Here is a 22,328-nt window from a genome sequence, read left to right on the forward strand (position 1 = left end):
TAATGTAAGGGAGAAGGTGACTTTAATCTCCTTTATATTAAACTTACTATACTAATGTTTTTTAGAAATGGTTGTTATAGAAAATAAATGACCCTGCGATAAACAGGGTGTTCGTGCTTATTTGAAAATGCAAAAATAAAGCTATTTTGATTTTTAGTATTCAATCTCTTATTTTTAGAGAAATTATTTTATTTATCCACTGACTGAAATGTGGGCACTGGGAACGAATGGTATCTAAACCAATATCACCGACGATTAGTGGGCCATGTAAGGTTTTATGATAATTGGGAATAATTGCCAAAATGCGTTTAGATGGCGCTGTCTGTGGGCTGTTGTTGATATCTTCAGGCGTATCAAATTCATCTTTGATAGCCTGTAGTGCGGCAATCGGTGCATTGTCATCAAGCCAGTCAGCAAATTTTTCGGGTTGGCAGAATAGTAAGGCTTCAAATTCATGCAATAACAGATTGGGAATAAAATTAGCCTGCCCTATATCATTTGAAAAAGCCTGCTCCAGCTGTACTACCCGTTCGTTGGCGGCATTATCCCGTTGGATGTTATAGTCAGGGAAATCGGTCGGCAAACCGTAGTAGTCGATAAGTGTGGTGACGAATGCACTAGGATCTTGTCGGCATAAACGGGTAATTTGGTGTTTTACTTTGCCATAACTCGTGATCCCACCTTTCTGGCTGGAACTTGTCTGAGCTAATATGGGGGTCAGATAGATCTGTTGTGCAAAAAAATAAGGGGTCAGCACATCCCGCACGAAAGTTTCTTCCGTCTGTCCTTCTACAAAAACGTTGATACGGATCATCGCTGTGGTCTCCCGCCGAGTAAGTTTTTCTTCCATAATTCACCCAAACTATAGTCTTCAAGCCATTCGGACAGAGTTTCATTATCCAGTCGCTTAAAAGTAGAAGCGCCTTGTTGTTTGTCGACCACAATCAGGTCATCAACATCAAACTGATTGACCAGCTCAACGGACTGAGTAGAAATAATCAGTTGATGTTGATTACTGGCGTTTTTAATCAGCCCGGCCAGTACGTTGATTGCATAAGGATGGAGTCCCAGCTCTGGCTCATCAATAATAATCGAGTCGGGCATGTAATCTTCGGGTTGTAGCAGCACCGTTGTTAATAAAATAAAACGCAACGTGCCGTCAGATAATTCACTGGCTTTAAAAGGAATGTCCTGCTCTTTTTCTGTCCATTCAAGCTGAATATAGTCGGCATTATCCGGCGTGGGCCGTAAGTAAAAATCACCAAAAAAAGGTGCAACCATCTGAATAGTTTTGATAATACGGGTGTAATGTTGCTGGTGATGTTTTTGCAGGCGATACAGAAACGCCGCTAAATTAGCCCCATCTTCCCGCAGATAATCATTGTCATTAATACGGTGGGTTTGTTTAACTTTCGCACTGTCACTCGTGTCATGAAAATGGTACACACGCCAGCGAAGTGTGGTCGGCAAGGTGTAATTTTCAAGGTTCGCATGATGTTGATTAACCTGAGATTCAAAATGTCCGGCACCAATATCATACTCTCTCTCACTGTCGCAAAAGAGTGATTCATGGTGGAACATCATGCGGTTATCATTAGTCGGTTCCAGTTCAAATTTATAACCATTGTGACCAAAAGAAAGTTCAGCACTCATAAACTCGGTTTTTTTACGACCAAAGTGTAATAGGGTGTCGGGGCCCCCCATTTTGCCAACAAGAAATTGTAAACGCTGATCAAGTAGTATGGAGGACAAACGAAAGAAACTGATGAAATTGGATTTTCCGGCGCCATTGGCCCCAATAAGGACATTCAGGCTTCCTATTTGTAAATCACATTCTGCGATAGATTTGTAGCCGGTTATCTTAATTCTGCTTAAGTGGTCATTATTCGTTATTGGTTTCATAATTTTGCCTTTTCAGCATCATGTGACTCAATTGTGCCTTATTATACACTTTTCTGACGGCGGCCTGATGGATATAATCTTGGTCAAGTACACCTGCCACGCTGAGTCTCTTATTTAGAGAATGCGCAAATAGGCAGGTTTTTTTGTTCTCCAAATCTGAACAGAAGGCATCATTCTGTAATTTTACTTACTTGTTAAACTTATATATTCGATTATTGAATTAGATAACTCAATCAGTTAAAGTAAAAATGCTATCGGCAAAATCTGATAGTCAAGGAATCTCACCCTTGCTAAGAGTAACCCACTGGTAGGAATTTTCTGCCAGTGTGCCTGTTATCGCCCTTTCAATGGCGGTTCAGGCAGGGGAGGCTTCGGCCTCGCCGGAAGGTTACTCCCGGTAGTGAGATCCCTGTCTGAACCACCACCAATAATCAACAGAAGGGGAAGCAGGTATGACTCACACTCAACAAGACTGGCACCCAGCCGAAATTATTTGTGCATTACGCAAGCGTGGTACCACACTCGCCGCTTTATCCCGTGAATCGGGACTCAGTTCTTCCACACTGGCAAATACACTATCCCGCCCATGGCCGAAAGGGGAATGGATTATCGCCACCCGTTTGGAAATGGACCCCGCTGAAATCTGGCCCAGCCGTTATTTTGACCCGCGTGGTAATCTGATTGAGCGCAGAGTACGTCAGCCGGTTACAGAATGTCAGTCGGTTGATGAATGCCAACTGTCTGATGAGTGTCAGTCGGTCGATGAAGATCAGCCAGTTGCTGAATAATACTCTGATATAAACCATAAAGTTTAGTGCGATAATATTTTTCAGGGTTTATTCATTATTGTTTGTTTCAGCATTTTTATTTTCAGCAAACACAGTTGAGTTGTTCATTGAATACATCACAGGGTTCCTTGCATAGTCAGGATTATTTTACGACTGAGCAGGAACCTATTTGGCATGAAAATAACTGTGTTAATCGGCTTAATCGCGGTCACACTGGCGGGATGTACCGTTCCAGTAAAGCAACCGCTACCTCAGCCTTCTCAAAATAGCTTTTCTTCCGTTACGCTGACACGAAACATCCAATCGGTTTCACCGGATATTTATCAGCAAATGCCTGAAATCGTTCGCTACGGGCGTTATTTACTGGTGAGTACTGACCCGACAGAGGCCCAGCGTGACCCACTTTCCCAACTGATGGATATTCAGCTTCCCGCTTCCCAGAATCCCTCTGTTGCTGATGCGATGCGTTATGCATTACGTCAGTCCGGCTATGCACTCTGTGCGCCTGATAAGAGGAACGAAATCTTATATCGTCAACCGCTGCCGTCAGTGCAATATCAGTTAGGCCCCGTCAGGTTACGTACTGCGTTGCAGGTGATGGCAGGTCCGGCCTGGCAACTGGAAGTGGATGAGGTGCAGCGTGTCGTTTGTCACCATTTGCGACAGGGCTACCAACTCCCGGCTCTGGCTAAACAATCTCAGCAGGGAGGCGGGCATTGATGAAATCACACCGATCCAGTCTATTGATGTGGTTGCTGCTAAGCAATTCTGTATGGGCTGCAACACCCGCACCGTTAGCTTCGCAGCAGACACAAACGACAGAAAGCCAGCAGCAATCACTGAAAAGTCAGGCTGAACAGTGGAAGTTAAGTGCCGATGAATATCAGCGTTATCAGCACCTGATGAGTGGGCCACGGGGTATCCAGTCGCCAGGGCTTGATCCGTTAACGACATTAGGTATTGAAGCCGAAAACGATACCGAGCGCCGCCGTTATGCTGAACAGTGGGTTAAGTCAGAGTTTGCCCGTACCGAAAAAGAGCTGCGTTTCCAGCGGGAAGTGGATGCCGCCTGGCAGCGGCTGTTTCCTGATGTCTTGCCGGTCAATATGGAAAAATCGCGTGCGACCAATGGTCGGCTGGCATTGTTTGTCAGAGCCAAAGATTGCCAGCAATGTGAAACCCGTTTGGCCGAAATCTTGGCTGCAAAGCAACCCGTTGATATCTATCTGGTAGACAGCCAAAGTAATGATGACACTTTACGGCAATGGGCCAAAAATCATCATATTCCTGTTGAGCGGGTACGTAACCGACAAATTACGCTGAATCATGATGCGGGATACTGGTTCCGGTTTGGTAAAGGATTGATGCCGGTATTATTACGACAGGGGGAACAAGGATGGCAGGTCACGTCATTACAATGAAGCGGGTGAGTGTATTCCCCATTATCGGCCTGTTATGGATGACTACCTGCCATGCCGAACTGAACGTGATTGCCGATTTAGGCGGCAAAGATGCCTCACCCTTTTATGAAAGCATTAATGCCCAGCCGAATTATCGTTCTGCACAGCCACACCATTTCTTGCCAGAAGTGACGGGGGAAGCAGCCATACTGCCGGTTAACACACCGGAACTGACACCGGGAAAAGTGGTAAACCGATCACTGCAACTGTCGGGCATTGGGGCATTGTTTCTGATTGGCGATGATCCTGACTCTCGTCAGTGGCTAAGTCAGCATACAGGCCGCCTTGCACAATTGCACGCGGTGGGACTGGTCGTTAATGTCAGTACAATGATTGGATTACAGTCACTGCGCGCCTTAGCACCGGATATCCTGTTATCACCGGCTTCCGGCACAGAGCTGGCGCGTCGTTTGCAGTTATAGCATTATCCGGTGTTGATCACTGAAAATACACTTACGCAGCAGCCCTCACTATGAGCCATCGTTATGTGGTTGAAGCCTTGCTGCGTCCGGCTGTCGAGCTGAATACCGCTGTGGTTTCAGCGGTTGCCGCATTTATTTGCATTCGGGCACCATGGGCGATTGCACTGGCACCCTCCGTCAGCTATGTGATGGCAGGGGGTTTTACTGTATTAGCGATAATACGCACATGGCAGGGCATTCAGGTTATCCGCTATCGCCGAAATCTGAGTCGTTTACCGCGTTACCAGATGAGCACAAAACACATTTCCGTCAGTCATCAGCGCTTGTTTCTGGGCCGGGGTTTTCGCTGGCAGCAGAAGCATACCCAGCGTTTGCAGGATACGCGGCGACCGGAAGTAGAACGATTTGTGCAGCCCTCTAAGGTTTATCAGCTTGCCCGTTTACTGGAGCATCGAACCGAATACCGTTGGCCGGCATTGTCAACTTTGTTGCGCAAAGATTCCCCGTTAAATCCGGTGCGACCATTGCCTCCGGTTGGGGGCAATCCTATGATCCACGGTATTGAACCGCAGGAAGCCGAAGTGTTTATGGATCTGCGCGAGCGGGTCGGGCATACGCTGGTAATGGGGACGACTCGCGTGGGAAAAACCCGGCTGGCTGAATTGCTGATAACCCAGGATATCCGGCGCGGTGAAGTGGTGATTGTCTTTGATCCCAAAGGTGACGCTGACCTGTTAAGACGCATCTGGGCAGAAGCCCACCGGGCAGGCCGTGGCAGTGAACTTTCCCTCTTTCATCTGGGCTGGCCGGAAATCTCAGCCCGTTATAATGCGGTCGGACGGTTTGGTCGGGTATCGGAAGTCGCTTCCCGTCTGGCGGGGCAATTGAGTGGCGAAGGCAACAGTGCGGCGTTCCGGGAATTTGCCTGGCGGTTTGTCAATATTGTCGCCCGTGCGTTGGTGGCACTGGGGCATCGGCCGGATTACATGCTTATCACGCGTTACGTCAATAATATCAGCGAACTGTATCAGCTCTATGCCACTAAAGTGATGGCAGACAGGCAGCCTGTGCTGCTGGAACAAATCAATCAAACCCTCGGCAAGCTGAAAGAAAAAGATATTCCGCGCAATATGCAGGCGCAGCCGGATGCGCTCAGACTCTGGGCGATGGAAGTCAAGCTAAGTTCAGAAGCGGGTAAGCAGCTCTACGATCCGATTCTGGACGAGTTACGCTCTGCCGTGCGTTATGATCGTACCTATTTTGATAAAATTGTCGCTTCCTTATTGCCGCTATTGGAAAAATTGACCACGGGCAAAATCGCTGAGCTGTTATCACCGGATTATCTCAATATGACGGATCTGCGCCCCATCTTCGACTGGGAACAGGTGATCCGTAAGAACGGCATTGTTTATATCGGGTTGGATGCATTGTCTGACAGTGATGTGGCCTCGGCGGTGGGAAACAGTATGTTTGCCGATTTGGTCAGTGTGGCCGGGCAGATTTATAAATACGGCATGAATGCGGGTTTGCCGGTTCGCCATGACGGCAAGCTGGCGATGAATTTATTCCGCTGATTAATAAAGACGGGGGAGCCGGCATGCAGGTCACCGCCTATACCCAGACCTCCTCGGATATCGCCGATGTCGAACAGGGGCAGGATTTTACTTCTTCCACACAGGACCGGGTAGGTACGGTCAAAACGCCGCTGGTCACGCCTGCTGAGATGATTAATCTACCGAAAGGGCAGGCGTTTGCTTTATTGTAGGGCGGGCAGTTGTGGAAAATTCGTATGCCCTTGCCAATCGGCGATAATGACGATGCCCTGATGCCAGCGAGTTTGCAGAAATTCGCCGAACAGATGCGACGGCATTACCGTACCAGTGAAGCCTGGTGGGAAGAGAGGGTGTAATTTCAGGTCATGGCACAATCAGAAAATCAATCCCGCCAATCTTCCCAACCGCCTCGCCAGCATGGTCTGCTGTATCGTGTGTTATGGGCATGGCCGTGGCAGCTCATTGGGTTTATTGTCATGTCCTGGTTATTTAGCTTGTTACTGGAATATCTTGGTATGACTTTTTTATGGCCAGAACAAGGTGCCTCTCATAGCCAGACTATGATGAAAACCGAGCTGCAATTTTTATCCACGGAATTTATCCAGAGCCTGTTGTTGTCAAATCCCACACAAACAGTCTCTGACTGGCTGTTTGTGGACAGTGGTTTTATGCACTGGATACAGGATCAGCGGCAATATCTACTCAATAGCCGCAATGATTTTATGCGTGAATTCAATGCGGTATCGGGTTATTTGCGGGAATACTGGCTGGCAACGGTGTTTATCACGATGGTGACACTGACCCGGCTGGTCATTCTGGTGCTGTCCGTTCCGCTGTTTGTGATGGTGGTTTTGGTCGCGCTGGTTGACGGACTGGGACGGCGGGATTTACGCCGTTATGGCGCGGGATATGAATCGAGTTTTGTTTACCATCATGCCAAGCGGGGCATTAAACCCGCCTGTACCATTCCCTGTGTGCTGTATTTATCGTGGCCGGATGTGGTGTATCCCACGGTGATATTGCTGCCTGCGGCACTTTTGCTGGGGATGGCGGTAGTGATCACGACATCGATGTTTAAGAAATACATTTAAATTGCTGGACGATGGCATGCAAAACGGTTGTTGGTTTTGTATGCCATCGTCAGCAGACAAGCCGCATGGCGGCGCGTCAGTTTGTGACAAAGGAGCTATTGGCATAAAAGAAAAAAATTTAAATATTATTGGTTATTTTTAATAGAAATATTTCTTTAATATATTCTCTGTCTGTATGTCAAATTAAATAACGCCTATTTATTAATTAAGGTCTGATTGTTGATGAGATAAAACTCAGACTTTACCTTACCGGTGTTAACGGAAATCATTTATATTTCTACTGGATTTTCCATTACAAAAGAAGACTCGACCATTCAATATATCACCTATAAAAACGGGGTCACAGGTTTCATAATTTTTTTGATTCGAATCTCTCGATGATTCAAAACACTTCTTAGCATTAAGTATGATTGCCTGACGTAAATTTTGATCACTTATATCGTTTGTATACTCCTCTATCTGCTGTAAAGGTCTAAATATCATTCCCCATGCTCTACGGGGCTCATAATCAGACGCTAATACCTTTTTAGAACTTGTAGCTTTAACTTTGCCATTGTCTGAATGCTGGTAAATTATGGGGTAATTAGCATTTGGATGTGAACGAACTTTAGCTTTATCATCTCCTGTTAAGTAATCTATTGGAGGCACAGAAATTTTTCCATGATAAGCCTCAACAATCACCCGATCAGAGTTAGGTAACGATTTTGAGAATGTGGCGGCAAAAGAATCCGCGAGCCATCCTTTATCTGCTGAATGGCAAAATAACAAACGTATATGACGGTATATAGATATATCAAAATTTTCACATAAAATAGATATCAGTCTGTCGGGGAGTATTGTGTTGTCAAAAGGACTCATGCCACCAACTTGGCCGTGGGATGATATAGTCAGCCGTAGCTCATGAGGTGGGGCCGCTCGCTTATCTTCAAATACATGAAAACCATCAGGGAAAAATCTACGATATTTCATAAAATACCTCCTCATAAGTTAGATAGGTACTCAGAGCTTCCAACGTGGTATTTGTTGGAAAATACCTTGGCCAGAATCAATAATTTTTTTCAATATTATAATGATGAGATAATTTGGCGCAAAATGACGCCAGTGCATTGGTACTGGTATTTGCCATTATCTCGCTACTCATGTGGGTCGAGTAAATAATATTTAGCTAATTTTCACCAAAGCATAAAGAGTTTATTGCTGACTGGCAGTAAAAAACACCGCATCCTCGCATCCTGAGTCTATGATGAGGCGAGTTTTTATGCGTGGTGGCTTTTCGATATCCGGTTCGGCCTGTTTGCTGGGATTGACCATCTTGTGTATGCCAATAGCGCAGGCGGCGGAGAAAGATGAACTGGCGAGTGCCAAACGTCTGATTGATCAGGTGCAGATGGCACTGGAGCGTGCCAGTCTCGCAGAAAAACAATCAGACCCGTCAGAACATCCTCGTTATCACTTTGATTATTCACGCATCAGGGCGGATCTCAATACCCTCAAAGCCGGTATCGACCACTACCTGAGTCCTTCCCGCGAGCAACCCCGTGTTCCCGCGACCATCTCCGGGGATTACAGTCAGGAACACCCACAAGACCCCTGCCCAGCGCCATGCCTTTGAAGCGGCCTCAGGGCACTTTGATGTCACTTTTTTGTACCTGGTGTGTGTCGGTTTTTTTCTGGCCACGTTGTTTCTGTGGGCAGCCTGGGCGGCGGTGGATGTCTGGAACGGCTGGGCGAATGAAAAAATCCGCAATCAGACATTAAATCAGTTTGCCATTCGTACCGCTATCCTGCTGGTCGTGGCAGTCTGGATGTTTGCCAGTTGAGTCAATGAACACCATAAAAAAGGAGCTGAATCAATATGAAACACATTTTTACAGCCTGCCGTCAGTTCAGCACAAACCTGATAACCCGGGTCAGCACTTTTCTGTTGCTGCTCGGTCTTTCCTGTGAATCGGCCCGGGCTGATTTGCCTGCGATTGAACTCCCTAAAAGTGGCGGCGGCAGTGGTTTAATGGGGCAAGTGAAAGGGTATGCGCAGGATGGCATCGTGATTGGCGGATTGATCCTCTCGGCAGTCGCCTTCTTCAAAGTGGCTTCGGCGGCGGTGGAAACCTTCTCCGAAGTGCGCGACGGCAAAGCCACGTGGACTCAGTTTGGCTCGATTATTGTGGTTGGCATTGTGCTGCTGGTTGCGGTGATCTGGTTGCTGGCAAAATCGGCCAGCATTATTTTTTAAGGTGCGGCTATGCAGACGATCCCCTTTTTACCCGATCGCTTAAACGCCGAATCCATCGTATTCCGCGGCTTCACCACGCCGGAGATGGGGCTGGTAGCCATCGCGGGGGTGGCACTCGGGCTGATGGTCAGCCTTCCCTTCATTCCGTTTGCCGGTTGGGTGATGCTGCCGACCGGGATGCTGGTGATGCCGTTGTTAATGATGAGCGTTGGCGGGCGTTGGCTCGCCACCTTAAAACGTGGCAAACCGGAAAATTATCTCTGGCTGAAACTGGCCGAGAAAAAACGCCGGTTAGGGCTTGGTGACCCAACATTGATTATTGCGGCGCAGGGCTGGTCATTACGCCGCAGCAGGAGAAGATGATGAGTCGTTTTCGTCATGCGGTCAAAAACCGGGATCAACATATTCTGACCCTGCGAGTAGCGTGCGGCATTCTGGTGGGGGTTCTGTTGATGAGTCTGATAGGCTGGATGGCTTCCCCGCGCAATCTCACCATTCATAACCCGCCGGATTTACGCAGTGGCAGCACCCGTGCGTGGTGGGAAGTGCCTGCACCGAGTGTTTACAGCTTTGCCTTTTATATTTTCCAGCAACTGCATGCCTGGCCGAAAAACGGGGCACAGGACTATCCAGCGAAAATTGAAGCCTTATCGCCTTATCTGACTCCGGCCTGTCAGGATTTTCTGCGCGAGGATGCCAGAACCCGGGCTGACAGTGGTGAACTGCTCGACCGGGTGCGGGTGGTGTATGAAATTCCCGGCCGGGGTTATGGGACGCGCAGTGTGACAGTGCATGACAGGGATAACTGGGTAGTCCGGCTGGATTTGGTGGCCGATGAATATTATCACGCCGAACCAGTCGGTGCGTTATCCGCTGAAAGTGGTGCGCTGGGAGGGGGATGCCGAACGTAATCCCTTCGGGCTGGCACTGGACTGTTACGACGGCATGCCACAGCGGCTGGAAGCCATGCCGCAACCTTTGGAACAGAAAAAGGGCGTATTTCAATGAGCAGAGTGCCATTTGGCTGTCGCTGTTTTTGGCTGGGATTGGTCAGCATATTGCTGTTCAGCGTCGGTGCAAAGGCCGATGAACTGATGAAATGGGAACGTATGCCGTTATCCATTGCGCTCAAGGTCGGTCAGGAGCGGATTATTTTTGCTGACCGGAATGTCCGTGTCGGTTTTCCGTCATCGCTTCGCGATACATTGCGGGTACAGAGCGCAGGCGGGGCGATTTACCTGAAAGCCAACAATGCTTTCCCGCCAACCCGCCTGCAATTGCAGGACAGTGAAAATGGCGAAATCATTTTACTGGATATCACCGCCGTCAAAGCGGGGCCAACAGAGCCGGTACGGATTATTTATTCGGATGAAAAACAACCTGATTCAACTAAAGGATCACAATCCCAGCGCAAATCCCAATTATCCGCGCCCGTGCCGGTAATGCTAACCCGTTATGCTGCTCAGCAGCTGTATGCGCCGTTACGTACCGTTGAGCCGGTCACGGGAATTCAGCCGGTGAACCTGCATTTATTGGAGTTTATCACCACTCTCTATCCGTCAGAGCCGATTGAAATTACGCCGCTGGCAGGCTGGAGACTGAATCATCATACGGTGATTGCCCTGAAGCTGCGCAATACGGCCAAACGCACTATCACCCTCGACCCGCGAGGATTACAGGGGCAATTTGTGGCCGCCACGTTCCAGCATCGTTGGCTGGGTGAAACGGGGACGCCGGAGGATACGACGGTATTGTACCTCGTCACAAAAGAACAGCCGGATGATGCCTTTATCCCTGAGCCGGCATCGGTGAAACCGGGAGGCTGCCATGGAGATTAAGTCCAATGCGTTGGTGAAAATACTGGTGCCGACGGTATTGCTGATCGGCGGGTTTATTGGCATTAAAAGTTGCAGTTCAACGGAAAGTGCCGCGCCCGGCACGACGGCGAATAATGTACTGGCCACGCTGTCACCGGAGGAGTTACAGGCGCTGGGTGTCGGGGGCGATACGCCGGAAGATACCCTGCGTACCCTGACAGGCGCCCTCAATAAAGTGCGCGCAGAGCAGAAACGTTTAAGCCAGCAGAATACCGATATCCTGAAAGAAAATGACCAGCTAAAAAATCAGAATCAGGATGTCGCCGGCCAGATAGATGCAGCGGTTGCTGCCATCCGTCAGGAAGATGAACAGCGCCGGCGCGAGTTACAGGATGAGCAGCAGGGATTGCTGGCGCAGATTGATTTGCTGACGGAACGATTAAATTCAGCGCCGTTGCCTGCTCAGAACAACCAGATGCCACTTGGGTTGGGACTGGCAGAGAGTCAGTATGCGGCTAATCCAGTCAGGGGGCAGGACGAATTCATTTGGGTGACGCCTGCCGATGAAAAACCGGTTGATACCCAAAACGTGGCTTACGGCAAACCGGCCGCGAAATTCCCGACCTCTTTTTTAAGTGAGCAACTGGCAACTGAGCAAAATACCCCACCGAATCCCTCGCTTAAGGAAGAAAACGAAACCCCTGTCTATACCCTGCCGGAAAATGCCACGCTGGCAGGCAGTCAGGCGATGACCGCGTTATTAGGCCGTGTGCCTGTCAATGGCACAGTGACTGACCCTTATCCTTTTAAAATTCTTATTGGTAAAGACAACCTGACTGCCAACGGTATCGAACTGCCAGAGGTGGAAGGTGCTGTTGTCTCCGGCTCGGCCAGTGGCGACTGGACCCTCTCTTGCGTGCGCGGGCAGGTCAATTCCATCACCTTTGTTTTTAATGACGGTACGGTGCGTACCCTGTCGGGCAAAGGGCAAAACCCACAGGGTATCGGCTGGCTGTCCGATGAAAACGGCATTCCCTGTATCAGCGGTGAGCGTAAATCCAACGCCAGCACCTATCTGCCAACATTGTTTGCCCTCTCGGCCATGAATTCAGCAGGGGACGCATTGAACGAAAGTCAGCGAACCGCGCAAACCAACGGTGCTGGCGGCATCACGTCAGCCTTAACGGGCAATGCCGGACAGTCTGCATTAGGAAAAGCCATGGCCGGTGGCATGAATGACATAACCGAATGGCTCAAACAACGTTACAGCCAGACTTTCGATGCGGTTTATGTTCCACCCGGTGCCCGGTTAGTGGTGCATATCACACAACCGCTGGCGATTGATTACGAAGCGAAAGGACGTAAGGTGCGTTACGGCTTTGAGTGAGTCAACCCAATATAATCATCAGGATGTATTAGATTAATGGAAAAGCCTGTCTTTCAATGGCTGTTTAGTGCCAGCCAGCCTTATTGCCTGCAAGTGCCCGTTACGTGTCTGTCTGAACCCGCGCGGGTTCAGCTTGACTGGCGTTTTGTCGATAAAGAAGAGTATCGGTTATATCTCTCAGCTGGCAGGGAATACCGGTTGCTTGGTGATGGCGATGTTACCGTCTTTCGTCTGACGGACATGCAATGGCAGGCGATTGTTGAGGGCAACGCAGAGGCTCAGCCTGAGCAGTGGGAACGCCAGCCTTTTACCTTATCCGAGCTGGCAGTGCACCCCGAATTTGCCACGTTTACGGCCATTGGCACCACGGAGTCTGGATCATGCAGAAAATAAAATATGGTTGGGTAGTGTGTCTGGCGGGGTTGTTGGCAGGCTGTTCGACGTCGAAAGAGGCCTTACTCCCTGCCGGCGAACAGACCGTGCTGGCGATGTGGCAGGGGAATAAGGCGGGTCATAGCGCAATATCGGCAAGGCAAACCTTGCGCTGCGTGTTAACTCCTGCCGAACGAAACCGGGCACTGGAAGAACCTTACCATTACAGTCGTTCGGTTGAGCATGAAATCAGCCAGCAGTTTCCCCGCTTACCCAATCCCGATATGGTGATGTATGTCTATCCGCATCTGGTTGCTGGCAAGACACCGATACCAGGCTACAGCACGGTGTTCCCGTTTTATCAGCAGGTGCAGTATGCCCTGCCGGGTGAACGCACGGAGGTACTGTAATGCAAAACATTAAAGCATTGAATCGCCCCAGCCAACTGTGTGAGGCAGATGAGACTGCGGTTTACCGGGCTAACCCTTCCATTATCGATTACCTCCCTTGGGTGGAATATCTGGAAGACGGGCAATGTTTGTTGCTGGACGACGGTATTTCCGTGGGGGCGGTTTACCGCATTGAACCCGTGGCAACGGAAGGTCGTCCCCTTGAACGATTGATTGAGATTCGGGATCAGCTGGAAGATGCGATTCAGGACAGTCTGGAAGAAGACGATATTTCACCGTGGGTGGTGCAGTTTTTTTGTCAGGATGAAGATGAGCCGGCCAGTTATCTCTGTTCTGCTCAAGAAAAATCGGACACTTTTACGAAGGCCATTTCAGATTCCACGGGTGTTAAATCATTATTGGCCGTGTGCAGTCGTGTTAAATTGTAATAATGCAGATAATCCAATACATCTTCTTTCATCTCTGCCTGGTTTTCATGATGGATTTTGAAGAGCCAATCCTGTTTCAAACTGCCAAAGAAACGTTCGACAACAGCGTTATCCCAACACGCCCCGACATCCCCCTGGCTTGCCCTCATGTCATAACTGCTGAGCAAGTCCCGGTATTGCTGGCTTGTATATTGGCTCCCTCTATCACTATGAAAAACACAGCCTTGTGACGGCTGACGTAAGTGATACGCTTTTATTAAGGCCTGGCTGATCAAGGTCGTATCTATTTCCGTTGAGATCTGCCATCCCACTATCCGGCGTGAGGACAAATCCATCACAATAGCCAGATATAACCAACCTTCGGGCGTCTTCAAATAGGTGATATCTCCTGCCCAAACTTCATTCGGCGCCAACGGATTAAAGTTCCGGTTAAGTAGATGACAGGCTGTTGATATCGCTTTACCTTTGCGCGGAGCCCGGTAGCGCTGCCGCTGTCTGACGGATAATCCGAGCTGATTCATGAGCTTTCGGGGCCGATAGTCACTGATGGTAAAGCCTTCTTTGCGTAATTGTTTCGCCAACATCCGATAGCCGAAACTTTCCCGGCTTTCTTTAAAGAGCGTCGTCACTTTTCGCTGTAATGCTTGTTGCTCATCAGAAAGTAACCGAACGGGTTTTGCCTGCCAGGCATAAAACGTGGAACGACTGACTTTCATCACGCGACATAACTGGCAAATGGGAAATGGGAAATGGGAAATGGGAAATGGCTCAGTATGCTCTTTGATGAACCAACATCTTACAGCAGTTCTCTCCCAAAGAAGGCGCTCGCCTTCTTTCAGATCTCCTTCTCCATTTTCAGCTGTTTATTTTCTTTACGAAGCTGCAACAACTCCTGTCGCTCATCAGGGGTTAAAGCACCGGGTTTAGATTGCTCAACATAATGTTTCCGCCACGTATACAGGAGTTTTGCTGGAATACCTAAGGTTTCAGCTGCCTGTGGCACTGTATAGCCCTGTTCAACAACCAGATTGACCGCTTCTCTTTTAAAGTTATCGGTAAATTTTTGGGGTGATTTTCGTTTCATAAAGACACCTTAATTAAAGTCATTCTATTCCTTTACCAAAGTGTCCGAATTTATTAAAGCACAACAAATCCCTGCGCCCCAGCTTTGTGGTCAATCAGCAGCGGCTGACCAAGGTCAACCTGTTGAATGAAAACATGAGTATCACATGGCAACCGAAAAGCCAGACGGCGAACAAAACCCCCGCCCAGTGTCAGATTGATGCTGCCTACCCTGAATTATCCGCTGGGCTGCATCTGCCCAAACTGGCCCGCATTGAAGCCCATACCGAAAACACCGTCAGGGGTGATATTTCCGACCTGTTCCGCCCGCGCTATGCCGTCGATGTGCAATTGCTGGATGATAACGGCAAAGATGCTGCCGCCCCGGTTTACCGTGCCGTGCCGCTGCCTCTGCCGATGGCGGGCAGTGAATCGGGCATGTTCCAGTATCCGCCTGTCGGCACGGTGGTTGAGATTGCTTTCGAGGGTGGGCGACCCGATAAGCCCTTTATCCGCCAGACCTTAAGTCAGGGCAATACCCTGCCGGATATCAAGCCCGGTGAGCAATTGCAGCAGCAGCGGGCGGAAGTCTCACAGCGGGTGACACAGGAGGGGAGCTGGATACGTCAGACTGACCAGACCATTAATGAATCGTCCATGCACCGTGAAGTCAGGGCTGATACGGAAACGTGCATGGTGGTAGCACGGGACACCACGGTACAGGCCACGGATAAAGCGACGGTGTTGGGAACGTCTATACTATTGGCAGGCGCTATTCAGCAGGTGACAGACGGTGACTACAGTCTGGCCTCATCGAACTTTCTCGCCAGTGTGGGGAAAGACGCCAATATTGAAGTCGGCCAAAAGCTGATTGAGAAAATTGGCCTGCTTAGGCAGAGCATCGCGGGAGCCAAGCAAGAGATTATTGCACCCGTGGTTTGGTTAGGCAGCCAGCAAATTAACGTCATGGCATTAATGTTAGAGACGCTGGATGTGGTTAAGGAGCTGGCCGAACTGACCGCCGCCCATACTCATCACAACACAGGTACACCGGAGAACGCCAGCGCGATAAAGAACACGGCTGATAAATCGGATGGACTAAAACAGAAGTATTCGCCTGTGATTGGGTGAATCTTTATTCGATTAATTAACCTCGCGTCGGCGGGGTTTATTTTTATCTGCACTTCCCTTAGTAAACAAAAAAGTTGACTAGGTAAGCATAAATGTTTACTATGTTTGCATGTTCAACAGAATGGAGGAGTGGTGAAGCAAAGCGAGTTTAGACGGTGGCTGGAAGCTCAAGGCGTCGAAGTTTCAAACGGGACAAACCATTTGAAGCTGAAATATCAGGGGAAACGAAGCATTATGCCAAGGCACCCCAGCCAAGAGATCAAAGAACCACTGAGGAAAGCAATCATTAAGCAATTAGGATTGTAATAAAAACCAGCCTCGTAAGGGGCTGGTTCTCGCAATGGGTTCACCATTAAAAATATGCGATATCCAGTCACACTAGAGCCAGTAGAAGAGGGCGGTTATTTTGTCTCGTTCCCAGATATCCCCGAAGCCTTAACGCAAGGGGATACACGGGAAGAAGCGCTAGAGATGGCACTTGATGCGCTAATAACGTCCTTTGAATTTTATTTCGAAGACAATGAGAAAATCCCGCTTCCTAGCTCCGTAGGGCAAGATGATGATTATGTCGATGTGCCCTTAAGCGTGGCCTCTAAGGTACTCATGCTCAATGCGTTTGTTGATTCTAAGTTAACGCAAACTGAGCTAGCCAGCCGTATGGGGGTGAAAAAGCAGGAAGTGACACGCATCTTTGACTTACGGCATTCAACCAAGATTGATACGGTGGGTAAGGTTGCATCGGCTATCGGGCATCAGTTAACTTTGTCCATTGAATAAAAATCACCATTAATTAACAGGCTGCGTTAATACGTGGCCTTGTTGATGTTTTCTGCCGGAAGTATTAGAGTAACTCTGTTAGTTGAAGAGTATCGCGCTACCATTGAGGCGACCAACCTCAAATGTAGTTCAGGCCGTCGGGTTAATTCTCCGATGGCCTTTAATATTTATGGCGCTTGGCTAATCTTCTCGACCTTCAATTTATGCCCCTCTATAAAACGCAGCTAGATGTACACAGCGCTATTATCAATAAAATCGACTCATACCCGTGGTTAATTTGGATCACGTCTCTGTATCGTGCTCACGCTGCACAATCCCCACTAAATAAACGTAAACCCGACGTAAAACGCACTACACCGCACCCGCCTGCACGTTTTGGATCAAAAAATTTTTTCAGTTTTAAAATTCTGCAAGACGAACTGCCGGAGTACGTCAGTACTGGCGGTATGGGAAAAATTGCAAACTGAAAGGATTGAAAAGATTTTCAGGAAATTTCAGTTTTTGGATCAAAAGAGGATCACGGAGAAAATCATAATGCAATGATAATAAAAGGAAAATTATATTTTACGTGGGAAGTAAGATCACGGGGATAAGCCGCGCTAAATCATGGAACTCAGACAGAACGCGGCTTGAGACTAACTATTGATCTGAAATTTATAGTCTTCCTTGCTCAACACTTACATCCAGTACTGTTTGTGTTTTTAAGTTCATTGTACAATGATAAATCATTGGGACTTTCGCATTAAAGCCATTAGTGAATTTAACTTTATCCCCGATGAAGGTCATTTGGTTGTTTTTTGCATCGAGTCGAGCGTGTGAGAACATTGGCGTTAAGATTCCGTCCGCCCATTTATAATCATATTTAGATAGCTTCTGTATTGGAGTTCTGCACTGCATTGCAGCTTCTGGCCAATTTTGATCAAAGAGGCACTGAGTATCAGTTGGTGCGCAAGTTTTAGTAGCTGATACTGTTTTAGTGTCATTGGTTTCATCATCTCCTGAAAAGTAAAACCAAATCCCTCCTATGATAAGAAATAGGACAATAAAGCCACCCAATTTTTCTTTGGCTCCCACTCCGGGATCTTTAACCCCACAGTGTGGACATGTTTTCGCTGATGTAGAAACCTCTTTCCCACACTCTTTACATTTTTTTAGTGCCATAGATTAATCATCCTTAAATATTAAAAAAGCGCGGTAAGGATAACGGATTCAGGTTTAAAGAAAAGTAGTATGGACATTGATTTATTTTGAGTGGACGCAAAATGGACATTGGCCAAACAAAAAGGGTTACACTTGCGTGTAACCCCTTGTTTTATTTGGTGGAGCTGGCGGGAGTTGAACCCGCGTCCGAAATTCCTACATCCTCGGTACTACATGCTTAGTCTAATCTTTACATTCGCTTGCCAGCTGCGGACAGACACGCCACTAACAAACTAGCCTGATTGAGTTTAACGCTTCAACCCCAGGCAAGGCATCCACGCGATCTCTTTTGGGTTTGACCTCTCTTGATCCCCGTCCTAAGAGCGGAGGCTAGGGAGAGAGGGCTCTGCGCAGGTTATTAAGCTGCCAGTGCGTAGTTTTCGTCGTTTGCGACTATTGTTTTGCGGCTTTTTACGAGGCCAACCGCCCCTCGGCATGCACCTTGGGTTTCGCGAATCCCGTCGAATCCAGAATCAGCCCCAAGTATGTTAAGCGCAAGTATATCAGAATATTGGGGAATAATGCTAGTGATTAACGCCCTGCATTCTTCATAATTCGTGCTTTGTCTAATTTCCACTCACGTTCTTTAATGTCTGAACGTTTATCGTGCGCTTTTTTACCTTTTGCAACGCCAATTTTGATTTTGCACCAAGCGTTTTTCCAATAAAGGGAAAGGGCAACGATGGTATAACCTTCACGATTAATTCGGCCATACAAGGAATCAAGTTCGCGTTTGTTAAGTAATAGTCTACGTGACCGTGTAGGATCACAGACCACATGGGAAGAGGCGACATTCAATGGCGTGATCGTGGCTCCAAAAAGATAAGCATCACCATCTTTGAGCAAAACATAACTCTCACTGATGTTTGCTTTACCAGCGCGCAGCGATTTAACTTCCCAACCTTGTAGCGATAAACCGGCTTCGAATTCTTCTTCAATGAAGTATTCGTGGCGGGCTCGCTTATTCATGGCAATAGTTGCCGAACCGGGTTTGTGTGCTTTTTTCTTTGTCATAATGCGTTGTATTATACTGTAAGCGTTAATGAAAGAAATCTATTCTGCATGATATTTAGCGATAAGTGCACATTATTGCTCTAGATGTTGTCAGGTTTTTATTTAACCACATTAAAATGATACTATTCGGCGCTGTTACGTTTTACAGGAAATGATATGCCACAGATTAGTCGCTCTGCGTTAGTTCCTTACAGCGTGGAACAAATGTATAAATTGGTCAATGATGTGAAATCTTATCCGGCTTTTTTGCCGGGATGCGTGGGTAGCCGTGTCATAAGTAGCAGTGATAATGAGATGACGGCTTCTGTCGATGTCTCCAAAGCGGGGATTAGTAAGACGTTTGTGACGCGGAATACGTTATTTGACAATAAAAGTATCAGTATGCAGTTGGTTGATGGCCCCTTTCGCAAATTAATGGGCGGATGGCATTTTACACCACTTAGTGAGGATGCCTGCAAGATTGAGTTACATCTCGATTTTGAATTTACCAATAAGTTGATTGAATTGGCTTTCGGTAAGGTTTTTAAAGAACTAACCGGTAATATGGTTCAGGCTTTTACCCAACGTGCACGAGAGGTTTATAGTGCCTGATATCAATATCGAAGTCGTTTATGCTTTACCCGAACGACAATATCTGCGTAAGGTAAAACTACCTGAAGGAGCAACTGTCGAACAGGCAATTGTGGAATCGGGTCTTTTGGCCTTTCGGAGTGATATCGATTTGGCTAAGAATAAAATCGGTATTTATAGCCGTCCAGCTAAATTAACAGATACGTTGGAAGAAGGGGATCGTGTAGAAATTTATCGTCCCCTTATTGCTGATCCAAAAGAAATGCGTCGTAAACGAGCAGAACGAGCTAAAAATAGTGCTCAGTAAATATCTATTTGATATTTATGCGCCAAATAACTATCTGGCGCATAAATAAAATCTCACATTTTACCCATTTTGAGGCAAAGTTTTTTCATTTTTGATACCAGTTAAAACACCATTGCTATCAAAAATGAGTGTCAGTGTCTCTTGTTTTACTTTCGTGTGGCCGGGCTGCTGACGGAAGACATAGTACCAGGTTTGGTTCCCAAATGGGTCTGTCAGCATTGGTGTTCCCAAAGTGAAAGTAACTTGCTGTTGGGTCATCCCTTTATGAATTTTTGATACCGCAGCCGGTGTCAGATAATTCCCTTGATTAATATCAGGACGATAAACAACTCGCTCAAACATAGAGCAACCCGCAGTTAGCATAACCAACGATACAGTAGCGGCAGTCAACAATTTACAGCGCATAGTAATTACATTCCTTTAGGAGTCAGGCCGTTGATGATAATAAACATTATAGAGTTTGAAAACCTCTATGCCATTTACCTATATCTTTAATTTTAAAATCTGTAAAATATATGACTTCAAGTATACAAAAAAGTTGTATACAGGTTGTCATTCAAGTTGCAGCTTTGTTGACTGTATCTTGAAGTCCATAGAGTATTTAATTTATGCTTCTAATAGTTCTTTTGCATTAGCCAACGTGTTTTTTGTTACTGCACTACCTGCCAAGAGACGGGCAAGTTCTTGAAGCCGGGATTTTTTATCCAATAGCTGCATTCGGGTTTCTGTTTCTTCTCCATCAGTTTGTTTGCTGACGTAAAAGTGTTGATGACCACATCCTGCAACTTGCGGTAAATGTGTAACACACATAACTTGGGTTGATTCGCCTAATTCACGGAGAAGCCTGCCTACAATCATTGCTGTTGGGCCACTGATACCAACATCAACTTCGTCGAAGATTAATGCAGGAGTTTCCGTTTTTTTAGCGGTAATAACCTGAATAGCCAGAGCAATACGAGAAAGTTCACCACCTGAAGCTACTTTGGCCAGTGCTTGATGGGGCTGCCCGGGGTTAGTTGTAACGTTAAACTCCACCTTGCTGGCTCCATCAATATTTAAATGTTCAGGCTCGAACATAACATCAATGGTGAAACGTCCATGAGGCATGGAAAGCTGGTGCATACTGTTGGTGATAAGCTGGCTTAATTCAAGGGCATACTGTTGGCGGACCTGATGCAGTTTTTCTGCAACGTTGAGTGCTTGTTGATAGTGTAAGCTAACAAGTTCACTGAGATGAGCACAATCATCTTCTTGCTGTGAAAGTTGGTGTTGTTCTTCCAGAAGCTGCTGGTGTAGAGTCGGTAGTTCTTCTGGGGAAACATAATGTTTACGCGCGATACTGATTTGTTGCGATATTTTTTGTTCTAATTCAAATAGGCGGTTAGGATCTAATTCCAGTTGATCACTGTAATGACGCAGTTCATCACTGACTTCGCTGATTTGGATAGCAGCTTCTTCCAGCATGTTGAGTAATCCACTGAGTTTGTGATCCATACTGGCAAGATCAGTCAGTTCATTTCGTGCGTAACTGAGAAGACTAACGATATTTTGTTCATCATTGTCACTTAATATCTGGAGAGTATTTTGGCTGGCGGACAAAAACTGACCGCAATTTGCCAGGCGTTTATATTCGCTGTCCTGCTCTTGATATTCACCAGCTTGAGGCGCAAGTTCATTCAGCTCTTTCAGGTGATATTCCAGCAATTGTTGTCGAGAGCGACGCTCAAGTGCTTGTTGTTGGAATTGGGCAAGTGCCTGACAGCTTTGTCTCCATTGCTGATATGCCTGCTTCATTTCATTTTGCAACACAAATTCGCCGGCATAGGTGTCCAGTAAATGTCTTTGGTGACGATTTTCTAAAAGCAACTGATGAGCATGTTGCCCGTGGATTTGAATCAGGTGTGAACCTAATTCACGTAGTTGGGAAAGGGGAACCGCAGTACCATTGATAAAACCACGGGAACGTCCGTCTGCCGTGATAGTACGCCGTAGCAGGCACTCATTATCATCATCAAAACTACCATCGAGTTGATAAGTTTCCAGCCACTTACGGGCAGAAGGAGCATCAGACAGCAAAAAGCGGGCACAAATGTCAGTACGTGGAACACCAGCACGAACCATATTCGCTTCGCCACGATTACCGAGGCATAAACCCAGTGCATCAATTGCAATTGATTTACCTGCCCCGGTTTCTCCTGTGATAGTTGTCATTCCTGAACGAAAATCAATTTCAAGTTCGCGAACAATGGCAAAATTACTGATGGTCAATTGAGACAACATCGTGCTCCTCCTACCTTTTCCTATATTTAAAACCATGTTTCTATGTATAAATTCATGATATAAATCCATGTTCCTGTGTATAAAAACATGTCTGTTTTTTCATACAGTATAAACTGGTTTTTTA

General features: G+C 47.1%; 25 protein-coding genes, 1 other RNA gene and 4 pseudogenes. 21 read left to right on the forward strand and 9 right to left on the reverse strand.

The genetic code is table 11. The features are described from left to right. Positions 1-160: 160 nt before the first annotated feature. Together HGO23_RS05815 and HGO23_RS05820 are read right to left on the reverse strand one after the other, a co-directional pair. Positions 161-814 carry a DUF4276 family protein gene (locus tag HGO23_RS05815; protein WP_209028257.1) on the reverse strand — a complete coding sequence of 218 codons (654 nt, stop codon included), beginning with the start codon at positions 812-814 and terminating at the stop codon, positions 161-163. Then, entirely contained in the window at positions 811-1,902 is a 1,092-nt protein-coding gene (locus tag HGO23_RS05820) for an AAA family ATPase (RefSeq protein ID WP_209028258.1), read from the reverse strand. Before HGO23_RS05820 ends, HGO23_RS05815 begins: the two co-directional genes overlap by 4 nt. 452 nt (positions 1,903-2,354) lie before the next feature. Between HGO23_RS05820 and HGO23_RS05825 the strand changes: the two genes are divergently transcribed. The 6 genes and pseudogenes from HGO23_RS05825 to HGO23_RS05850 all read left to right on the forward strand — a co-directional run bounded on the left by HGO23_RS05825 (position 2,355) and on the right by HGO23_RS05850 (position 7,216). Continuing rightward, complete coding sequence (locus tag HGO23_RS05825; protein WP_209028259.1) at positions 2,355-2,690, forward strand: helix-turn-helix domain-containing protein; 336 nt, start codon at positions 2,355-2,357, stop codon at positions 2,688-2,690. Positions 2,691-2,864: 174 nt separating this feature from the next. Beyond that, positions 2,865-3,410: a PFGI-1 class ICE element type IV pilus protein PilL2 gene (pilL2, locus tag HGO23_RS05830; RefSeq protein WP_209028260.1), complete on the forward strand. Its 546-nt coding sequence runs from the start codon at positions 2,865-2,867 to the stop codon at positions 3,408-3,410. Beyond that, the gene (locus tag HGO23_RS05835) at positions 3,410-4,111 is read left to right on the forward strand and encodes a TIGR03759 family integrating conjugative element protein (protein WP_209028261.1); all 702 of its coding nucleotides are present in this window, start codon (positions 3,410-3,412) and stop codon (positions 4,109-4,111) included. Before pilL2 ends, HGO23_RS05835 begins: the two co-directional genes overlap by 1 nt. Then, positions 4,087-4,572, forward strand: a complete 486-nt coding sequence (locus HGO23_RS05840; protein WP_209028262.1) for an integrating conjugative element protein — start codon at positions 4,087-4,089, stop codon at positions 4,570-4,572. The genes HGO23_RS05835 and HGO23_RS05840 overlap by 25 nt, the downstream gene beginning before the upstream one ends. A gap of 50 nt (positions 4,573-4,622) precedes the next feature. Continuing rightward, positions 4,623-6,481, forward strand: a pseudogene (gene traD / locus HGO23_RS05845) (type IV conjugative transfer system coupling protein TraD). A 9-nt stretch (positions 6,482-6,490) separates the two neighbouring features. Further along, positions 6,491-7,216, forward strand: coding sequence for a TIGR03747 family integrating conjugative element membrane protein (locus tag HGO23_RS05850; protein WP_209028263.1), 726 nt, complete (start codon positions 6,491-6,493; stop codon positions 7,214-7,216). Between the two features lie 255 nt (positions 7,217-7,471). Here HGO23_RS05850 and HGO23_RS05855 read toward each other — a convergent pair whose 3' ends face one another. Next, on the reverse strand, positions 7,472-8,185 hold the full coding sequence (locus HGO23_RS05855; protein WP_209028264.1) for a hypothetical protein: 714 nt from the start codon (positions 8,183-8,185) through the stop codon (positions 7,472-7,474). Positions 8,186-8,474: 289 nt separating this feature from the next. Here HGO23_RS05855 and HGO23_RS05860 point away from each other — a divergent pair, with 289 nt between their 5' ends. From HGO23_RS05860 to HGO23_RS05905, 10 genes and pseudogenes are all read left to right on the forward strand, one after another. Beyond that, on the forward strand, positions 8,475-8,828 hold the full coding sequence (locus HGO23_RS05860) for an integrative conjugative element protein, RAQPRD family (RefSeq protein WP_209028265.1): 354 nt from the start codon (positions 8,475-8,477) through the stop codon (positions 8,826-8,828). After that, complete coding sequence (locus HGO23_RS05865; RefSeq protein ID WP_209028713.1) at positions 8,779-9,036, forward strand: TIGR03758 family integrating conjugative element protein; 258 nt, start codon at positions 8,779-8,781, stop codon at positions 9,034-9,036. The genes HGO23_RS05860 and HGO23_RS05865 overlap by 50 nt, the downstream gene beginning before the upstream one ends. Positions 9,037-9,071: 35 nt before the next feature. Continuing rightward, positions 9,072-9,449 (forward strand): TIGR03745 family integrating conjugative element membrane protein, encoded by a 378-nt coding sequence (locus HGO23_RS05870; RefSeq protein ID WP_209028266.1) that lies wholly within the window; start codon positions 9,072-9,074, stop codon positions 9,447-9,449. 9 nt (positions 9,450-9,458) lie between these two features. Next, positions 9,459-9,812, forward strand: coding sequence for a TIGR03750 family conjugal transfer protein (locus tag HGO23_RS05875; protein ID WP_209028267.1), 354 nt, complete (start codon positions 9,459-9,461; stop codon positions 9,810-9,812). Continuing rightward, positions 9,812-10,457 (forward strand): annotated as a pseudogene (locus HGO23_RS05880) (PFL_4703 family integrating conjugative element protein). Before HGO23_RS05875 ends, HGO23_RS05880 begins: the two are co-directional and overlap by 1 nt. Further along, entirely contained in the window at positions 10,454-11,287 is an 834-nt protein-coding gene (locus HGO23_RS05885) for a TIGR03749 family integrating conjugative element protein (RefSeq protein WP_209028268.1), read from the forward strand. The pseudogene HGO23_RS05880 and the gene HGO23_RS05885 overlap by 4 nt, the downstream one beginning before the upstream one ends. Further along, positions 11,277-12,653 carry a TIGR03752 family integrating conjugative element protein gene (locus HGO23_RS05890; RefSeq protein ID WP_209028269.1) on the forward strand — a complete coding sequence of 459 codons (1,377 nt, stop codon included), beginning with the start codon at positions 11,277-11,279 and terminating at the stop codon, positions 12,651-12,653. Before HGO23_RS05885 ends, HGO23_RS05890 begins: the two co-directional genes overlap by 11 nt. A gap of 36 nt (positions 12,654-12,689) precedes the next feature. Beyond that, a complete protein-coding gene (locus HGO23_RS05895) occupies positions 12,690-13,046 on the forward strand; it encodes a hypothetical protein (protein ID WP_209028270.1) in 357 nt (118 codons plus the stop codon). Beyond that, on the forward strand, positions 13,034-13,435 hold the full coding sequence (locus HGO23_RS05900; RefSeq protein WP_209028271.1) for a TIGR03751 family conjugal transfer lipoprotein: 402 nt from the start codon (positions 13,034-13,036) through the stop codon (positions 13,433-13,435). The genes HGO23_RS05895 and HGO23_RS05900 overlap by 13 nt, the downstream gene beginning before the upstream one ends. Further along, positions 13,435-13,764, forward strand: a pseudogene (locus HGO23_RS05905) (TraC family protein); the annotation flags it as partial. The gene HGO23_RS05900 and the pseudogene HGO23_RS05905, both read left to right, overlap by 1 nt. Positions 13,765-13,772: 8 nt before the next feature. Here the strand turns inward: HGO23_RS05905 and HGO23_RS05910 are convergent. Continuing rightward, a protein-coding gene (locus tag HGO23_RS05910; RefSeq protein ID WP_209028272.1) for an IS3 family transposase occupies positions 13,773-14,947 on the reverse strand; the annotation gives its coding sequence in 2 pieces (ribosomal slippage) (positions 13,773-14,704 and positions 14,704-14,947; 1,176 coding nt in all). Positions 14,948-15,012: 65 nt separating this feature from the next. Here HGO23_RS05910 and HGO23_RS05915 point away from each other — a divergent pair. The 3 genes and pseudogenes from HGO23_RS05915 to HGO23_RS05925 form a co-directional block, all read left to right on the forward strand. Then, positions 15,013-16,056: pseudogene (locus tag HGO23_RS05915) on the forward strand (hypothetical protein); the annotation flags it as partial. Positions 16,057-16,188: 132 nt separating this feature from the next. Next, positions 16,189-16,362, forward strand: coding sequence for a type II toxin-antitoxin system HicA family toxin (locus HGO23_RS05920; RefSeq protein WP_038186411.1), 174 nt, complete (start codon positions 16,189-16,191; stop codon positions 16,360-16,362). 54 nt (positions 16,363-16,416) lie between these two features. Next, positions 16,417-16,833 (forward strand): type II toxin-antitoxin system HicB family antitoxin, encoded by a 417-nt coding sequence (locus tag HGO23_RS05925; protein WP_209028274.1) that lies wholly within the window; start codon positions 16,417-16,419, stop codon positions 16,831-16,833. 654 nt (positions 16,834-17,487) lie between these two features. Here the strand turns inward: HGO23_RS05925 and HGO23_RS05930 are convergent. The 3 genes from HGO23_RS05930 to smpB all read right to left on the reverse strand — a co-directional run bounded on the left by HGO23_RS05930 (position 17,488) and on the right by smpB (position 19,047). Further along, complete coding sequence (locus HGO23_RS05930; protein WP_209028275.1) at positions 17,488-17,994, reverse strand: zinc ribbon domain-containing protein; 507 nt, start codon at positions 17,992-17,994, stop codon at positions 17,488-17,490. A gap of 156 nt (positions 17,995-18,150) precedes the next feature. Then, positions 18,151-18,514: a transfer-messenger RNA gene (gene ssrA / locus HGO23_RS05935) on the reverse strand. 50 nt (positions 18,515-18,564) lie between these two features. Then, complete coding sequence (smpB, locus tag HGO23_RS05940; protein ID WP_099137227.1) at positions 18,565-19,047, reverse strand: SsrA-binding protein SmpB; 483 nt, start codon at positions 19,045-19,047, stop codon at positions 18,565-18,567. A gap of 156 nt (positions 19,048-19,203) precedes the next feature. On the opposite strand from smpB, the gene HGO23_RS05945 reads away from it, so the two are divergent. Continuing rightward, positions 19,204-19,638, forward strand: coding sequence for a type II toxin-antitoxin system RatA family toxin (locus HGO23_RS05945; protein ID WP_099137228.1), 435 nt, complete (start codon positions 19,204-19,206; stop codon positions 19,636-19,638). Further along, positions 19,631-19,924 carry an RnfH family protein gene (locus HGO23_RS05950; RefSeq protein WP_099137229.1) on the forward strand — a complete coding sequence of 98 codons (294 nt, stop codon included), beginning with the start codon at positions 19,631-19,633 and terminating at the stop codon, positions 19,922-19,924. The genes HGO23_RS05945 and HGO23_RS05950 overlap by 8 nt, the downstream gene beginning before the upstream one ends. Before the next feature lie 60 nt (positions 19,925-19,984). On the opposite strand, the gene bamE is transcribed toward HGO23_RS05950, so the two are convergent. Both bamE and recN read right to left on the reverse strand, forming a co-directional pair. After that, complete coding sequence (gene bamE, locus HGO23_RS05955; RefSeq protein WP_209028276.1) at positions 19,985-20,329, reverse strand: outer membrane protein assembly factor BamE; 345 nt, start codon at positions 20,327-20,329, stop codon at positions 19,985-19,987. Positions 20,330-20,530: 201 nt separating this feature from the next. Continuing rightward, a complete protein-coding gene (gene recN, locus HGO23_RS05960; RefSeq protein WP_209028277.1) occupies positions 20,531-22,204 on the reverse strand; it encodes a DNA repair protein RecN in 1,674 nt (557 codons plus the stop codon). Positions 22,205-22,328: the final 124 nt, after the last annotated feature.

This window comes from Xenorhabdus budapestensis, from assembly GCF_017743015.1.
Taxonomy (GTDB): Bacteria; Pseudomonadota; Gammaproteobacteria; order Enterobacterales; family Enterobacteriaceae; genus Xenorhabdus; species Xenorhabdus budapestensis.